The organism is Amycolatopsis sp. NPDC006131 (assembly GCF_040614175.1).
Taxonomy (GTDB): domain Bacteria; phylum Actinomycetota; class Actinomycetes; order Mycobacteriales; family Pseudonocardiaceae; genus Amycolatopsis_E; species Amycolatopsis_E tucumanensis.
On sequence record NZ_JBEXTX010000224.1, the window covers coordinates 1 to 4,044 of the forward strand.

A 4,044-nucleotide genomic window follows, 5' to 3' on the forward strand; every position below is an offset into this window, starting at 1 on the left:
CCCGCTACGACAAGTTGGCCACGCTCTACCGCGCCGCCATCCTCATCCACGACGTCATCACCTGGACAAAGACATTGTCAGACACGGCCTAGCCGGCCGCGGGGGGATCCTGACCGGCGGCGCGGCGTGGGCTGCTCCGCCGCGCCGGAGGCCGGGTCCGGCACGATCGCGGCAACGGATGGCCGCTCGTGGTTCCGGTCGGTCCCGGCCTGGCCGCGGATGCGCCGATGCTTCCGCATCTGGTGCGATGCCTGCCCGTCACGCGGACAAGGGCTCGCGGTGCCGCTGAGGGGGCGGTGGCCGGCGCCGCGGCGCAGGCTGCTCAGCCGTGCCGAAGGCCGGGCCGACCAGGTCCGCACTCTCGGCGGCAACGGACCGCCGCTCGTGGCTCGGGCTTGTCCCTGCCCCGGGTGCGCCGATGCTTCCGCATCTGGTGCGACACCTGCCCGTCACCCGCCCCGGAAACCGACCAGGCCTCGCCGCTGCGGGATCGTGACCGGCGCCGCAGCGTGGGGTGCCCGGTGGCGGGGGCGGGCGGGTGGTCCAATAGGGGTCGTGAAGAATCCGCTCCCGCTCCTGGCCCGCAGGCTGGGCACCCGCCCGTGGCTGATGCGGCTCGCGAAGGTCATCATCTGGGCGGACAAGCGGCTGCACCGCTGGTTCGGCGGCCGGGTGACGCTGGTCGGCATCGCGGGCCTGCCGTCGCTGCGGCTGACCACCCTGGGGCGCAAGAGCGGCCTGCCGCGCAGCACGAACCTGCTGTACTTCCCGCACGAGGACGGCTTCGTGCTCGTCGGCTCCAACTGGGGCCGCCCCCGCGACCCCGGCTGGACCTTCAACCTGCGCGAGCACGCCGAGGCGACGGTGGCCATCCGCGGGAAGGAAATCCCGGTCACCGCGCAGCCGGTCAAGGGCGAGGACTACGACCGGATGTGGCAGCGCCTGCTCGACTTCTGGCCCGGCTACGAGATGGAACGCCTCGCCGCCGGCCGCGAGCTGCCGATCTTCCTGCTCACCCGCCGGTAGGCCCGCGGCCAAAAAAATTCCGGGGGGCGGTGTCGGATCCGGGTGGTCGCGTTCGTGGTCAGGGTGAGGCCGCCCGCGGATGGGGCGGCGCCGAGGTGGAGGAACCGCGACCATGAAGCTGACGACCATGACCCAGATCAGCGTCGACGGCGTGATGCAGGGCAACGGCGGCGCGTCGGAGGAGGACCGCCGCAGCGGGTTCGAGCGGGGCGGCTGGGCGATGGGCAAGGGCGACGACAGCACCCACGCGCTGATCAAGCAGACCTACCAGCGCGCCGACGCGTTCCTGTTCGGCAGGCGGACCTACGAGCTGTTCGCCGGCGCGTGGGGGACCGACGCGGACGTCCCCGGCTGGGAGCCCGTCCGGCGGGCGCTGCACGACCGGCCCAAGTACGTCGCCTCGACGACCCTGACCGACCCGGCGTGGGCGGGCACCACCGTCCTGCGCGGCGACCTGGCCGCCGCCGTCGCCGACCTGAAAGCCAAGCCCGGCGGCGAACTGCAGGTGCACGGCAGCGGCGCCCTGATCCGGTGGCTGCTGGCCAACGACCTGGTCGACGAGCTGACCCTGATCGTGATCCCGGTGGTCGTCGGGCAGGGCGCGCGGCTGTTCCCGGACGCGGGCCCCGATCTCGCGCTCGACCTCGTCGACTCGCGGACCGACTCGAAGGGCGTGACCATCCAGGTCTACCGGCCCGCCGGGCGCCCGCAGTACGCCACCGCCTGAAAACCCCGCCCACCCGAGGAGCTGATCTTCAGATGCAGTACCTGGTTTCCGTCATCGACGACAAGGACAACCCCGGCCGGACGGACCGGCAGCCGGCCATCAGCGCGTTCAACGAACGCCTGATCGCCGAGGGCTACTGGGTCTTCGCGGGCGGGCTCGCGGACACCGAGTCGGCCACGGTCGTCGACAATCGGGGCGAGCAGGCGGTGTTCAGCGACGGGCCCTTCGTCGAGTCGAAGGAGTACCTCGCCGGCGTCTGGATCTGGGAGGCCCCCGATCTGGACGTGGCGCTCAAGCTCGCCACCGAGGCCTCCAAGATCTGCGACCGCAAGATCGAGGTGCGGCCGTTCCGGTGACGGACGCGCGCGAGGCGGTCACCCGGGCCCACCGCGAGGAGTGGGCCCGGGTGGTGGCCGCCCTGACCCGGCGTTTCGGCGACCTCGACATCGCCGAGGAGGCCGCTGCCGAGGCGTTCGCGACCGCGGTCGAGCGGTGGCCCGCCGACGGGGTGCCGCCCAACCCCGGCGCCTGGCTGACCACCACCGCCACCCGCAAGGCCATCGACCGCATCCGGCGCGAGAACAAACGCGACGACAAGCAGAAGGAGGCCCGGATGGTGCACGACGACGAACCACCCGGGCCCCTCGGCGTCATCGACGACGACCGGCTGCGGCTGATCTTCACCTGCTGCCACCCCGCGCTGGCGGTGGAGGCTCGCGTGGCGCTGACGCTGCGCATGGTCGGCGGCCTGACCGTGCGCGAGATCGCCCGCGCGTTCCTGGTGGCCGAGACCGCGATGGAGCGTCGGATCACCCGCGCGAAAGCCAAGATCAAGGCCGCCCGCATCCCGTACCGGGTGCCGTCGGCGGAGGACCTCCCGACACGCGTGTCCGGTGTGCTCGCGGTGCTGTTCCTGGTGTTCAACGAGGGCTACCTGGCCACCGGGTCCGGCGCCGCCCCGGTCCGCGACGACCTGACCGCCGAGGCGATCCGGCTCACCCGCCTGATCCGCGCACTCCTGCCGCACGACGGCGAGGTGGCCGGGCTGCTGGCGCTGATGCTGCTCATCGAGGCGCGCCGCCCGGCACGGGTGTCGGCGAGCGGCGAGCTGGTTCCCCTGCACGAGCAGGACCGCGGCGCCTGGGATGCCGCGCTCATCGCCGAGGGCCACCGGCTGGTGCGCGAGCGCCTCGCGGCCGCCGCGGCCGGGGTGGCGCCGGGCCGCTACCAGATCCTGGCCGCGATCAACGCCGTGCACACGTCGGCCCGCGACAGCCGCGACACCGACTGGTCGCAGATCCTGGCTCTCTACGACCAGCTCGTCCGCCTCGACCCCTCGCCGATCGTCGCCCTCAACCGGGCCGTCGCGGTCGCCGAACTCGACGGCCCGGAGGTGGCGCTCGCCGCCGTCGACCGCCTGGAGCCTCGGCTGGCCGGCTACCACGCGTTCCACGCCACCCGCGCCGACCTGCTGCGCAGGCTCGGCCGCGGCCCGGAGTCCCGCGCGGCCTACGGCAAGGCCATCGAGCTGGCGGGCAACACCGCGGAGACCGCCTACCTCACGCGCCGCCGCGACCAGCTGCGGTAGCGCAGGCCGCGAGCCGCGATCGGCGTATAACGACCTATACGGCGCGGCCCTGGCCGATCCACTCGCCGAGCCAGTCGAACACCCGCTGCTCGACTAGCAGCCGTGCCATCGGCTCACAGTGCCCGGACACGCCTTCCGACCTGGTGAACCGCACGACCCCGGCCGACCGGGCGGCCTGGCCGGGCCAGAACTGCTCACACTCGGGATCGGTCAACAGCGGGGAGTGCGGACGGCCGAAGCCTGCTCCTCGCCGGTACTCGCGCACGGGGCGGCAGAGGTGGAAGCGGTCCCGGAAGCCGTAGGGGCGGGCGCGGAACTCCACCGTCCGGCGGGCGTTCGGCCGTCCGCACGTCCTTGGAGGACCCGTCGCTCTCGCCCGCGTCGAGCTGCGGGTCCATGCCCCCTGGCAGGGGCGCGGTCCACGAGGCCGGCACGTCCACCACCCCTGGCTGCCGTGGGGCACCACGAGCGTCCGCCTGCTGCGGCCCGAGGCGTCGGGCCGCAGCAAGTAGCCGGGCAGGCCACCGTCCTCGTACGGCACGTCGAAGGGATCGCGATTCCGGGCGGCAGGGGACGGGAACCCTTCAACGCGCACGGCTTGCGCACGAACGAAAAGAAGCGCCCGCGAGCGGGGCTCGCGGGCGCGTGTGCCACCGAAACCCTCACGCGCGGGTGCTGTTTGGCAGACCCTAATTCATGTTTG

At 73.0% G+C, this 4,044-nt stretch carries 5 protein-coding genes; 4 read left to right on the top strand and 1 reads right to left on the bottom strand.

Annotation, left to right across the window (positions count from 1 at the left end; all coding sequences use genetic code 11):
- Positions 1-555: 555 nt before the first annotated feature.
- The 4 genes from ABZ215_RS43420 to ABZ215_RS43435 all read left to right on the top strand — a co-directional run bounded on the left by ABZ215_RS43420 (position 556) and on the right by ABZ215_RS43435 (position 3,341).
- On the top strand, positions 556-1,026 hold the full coding sequence (locus ABZ215_RS43420) for a nitroreductase family deazaflavin-dependent oxidoreductase (protein WP_020418462.1): 471 nt from the start codon (positions 556-558) through the stop codon (positions 1,024-1,026).
- Between the two features lie 112 nt (positions 1,027-1,138).
- Complete coding sequence (locus tag ABZ215_RS43425) at positions 1,139-1,753, top strand: dihydrofolate reductase family protein (RefSeq protein WP_354956781.1); 615 nt, start codon at positions 1,139-1,141, stop codon at positions 1,751-1,753.
- Between the two features lie 32 nt (positions 1,754-1,785).
- On the top strand, positions 1,786-2,109 hold the full coding sequence (locus ABZ215_RS43430) for a YciI family protein (RefSeq protein ID WP_020418460.1): 324 nt from the start codon (positions 1,786-1,788) through the stop codon (positions 2,107-2,109).
- Complete coding sequence (locus ABZ215_RS43435) at positions 2,106-3,341, top strand: DUF6596 domain-containing protein (protein WP_354956782.1); 1,236 nt, start codon at positions 2,106-2,108, stop codon at positions 3,339-3,341. The genes ABZ215_RS43430 and ABZ215_RS43435 overlap by 4 nt, the downstream gene beginning before the upstream one ends.
- Before the next feature lie 34 nt (positions 3,342-3,375).
- Here the strand turns inward: ABZ215_RS43435 and ABZ215_RS43440 are convergent, their stop codons facing one another.
- A complete protein-coding gene (locus tag ABZ215_RS43440) occupies positions 3,376-3,555 on the bottom strand; it encodes a hypothetical protein (RefSeq protein ID WP_354956784.1) in 180 nt (59 codons plus the stop codon).
- Positions 3,556-4,044: the final 489 nt, after the last annotated feature.

Bases quoted from the DNA above. Each gene is read 5' to 3' on its own strand.
- ABZ215_RS43425 (WP_354956781.1), top strand. From the start codon at position 1,139: ATGAAGCTGACGACCATGACCCAGATCAGCGTCGACGGCGTGATGCAG.
- ABZ215_RS43430 (WP_020418460.1), top strand. From the start codon at position 1,786: ATGCAGTACCTGGTTTCCGTCATCGACGACAAGGACAACCCCGGCCGG.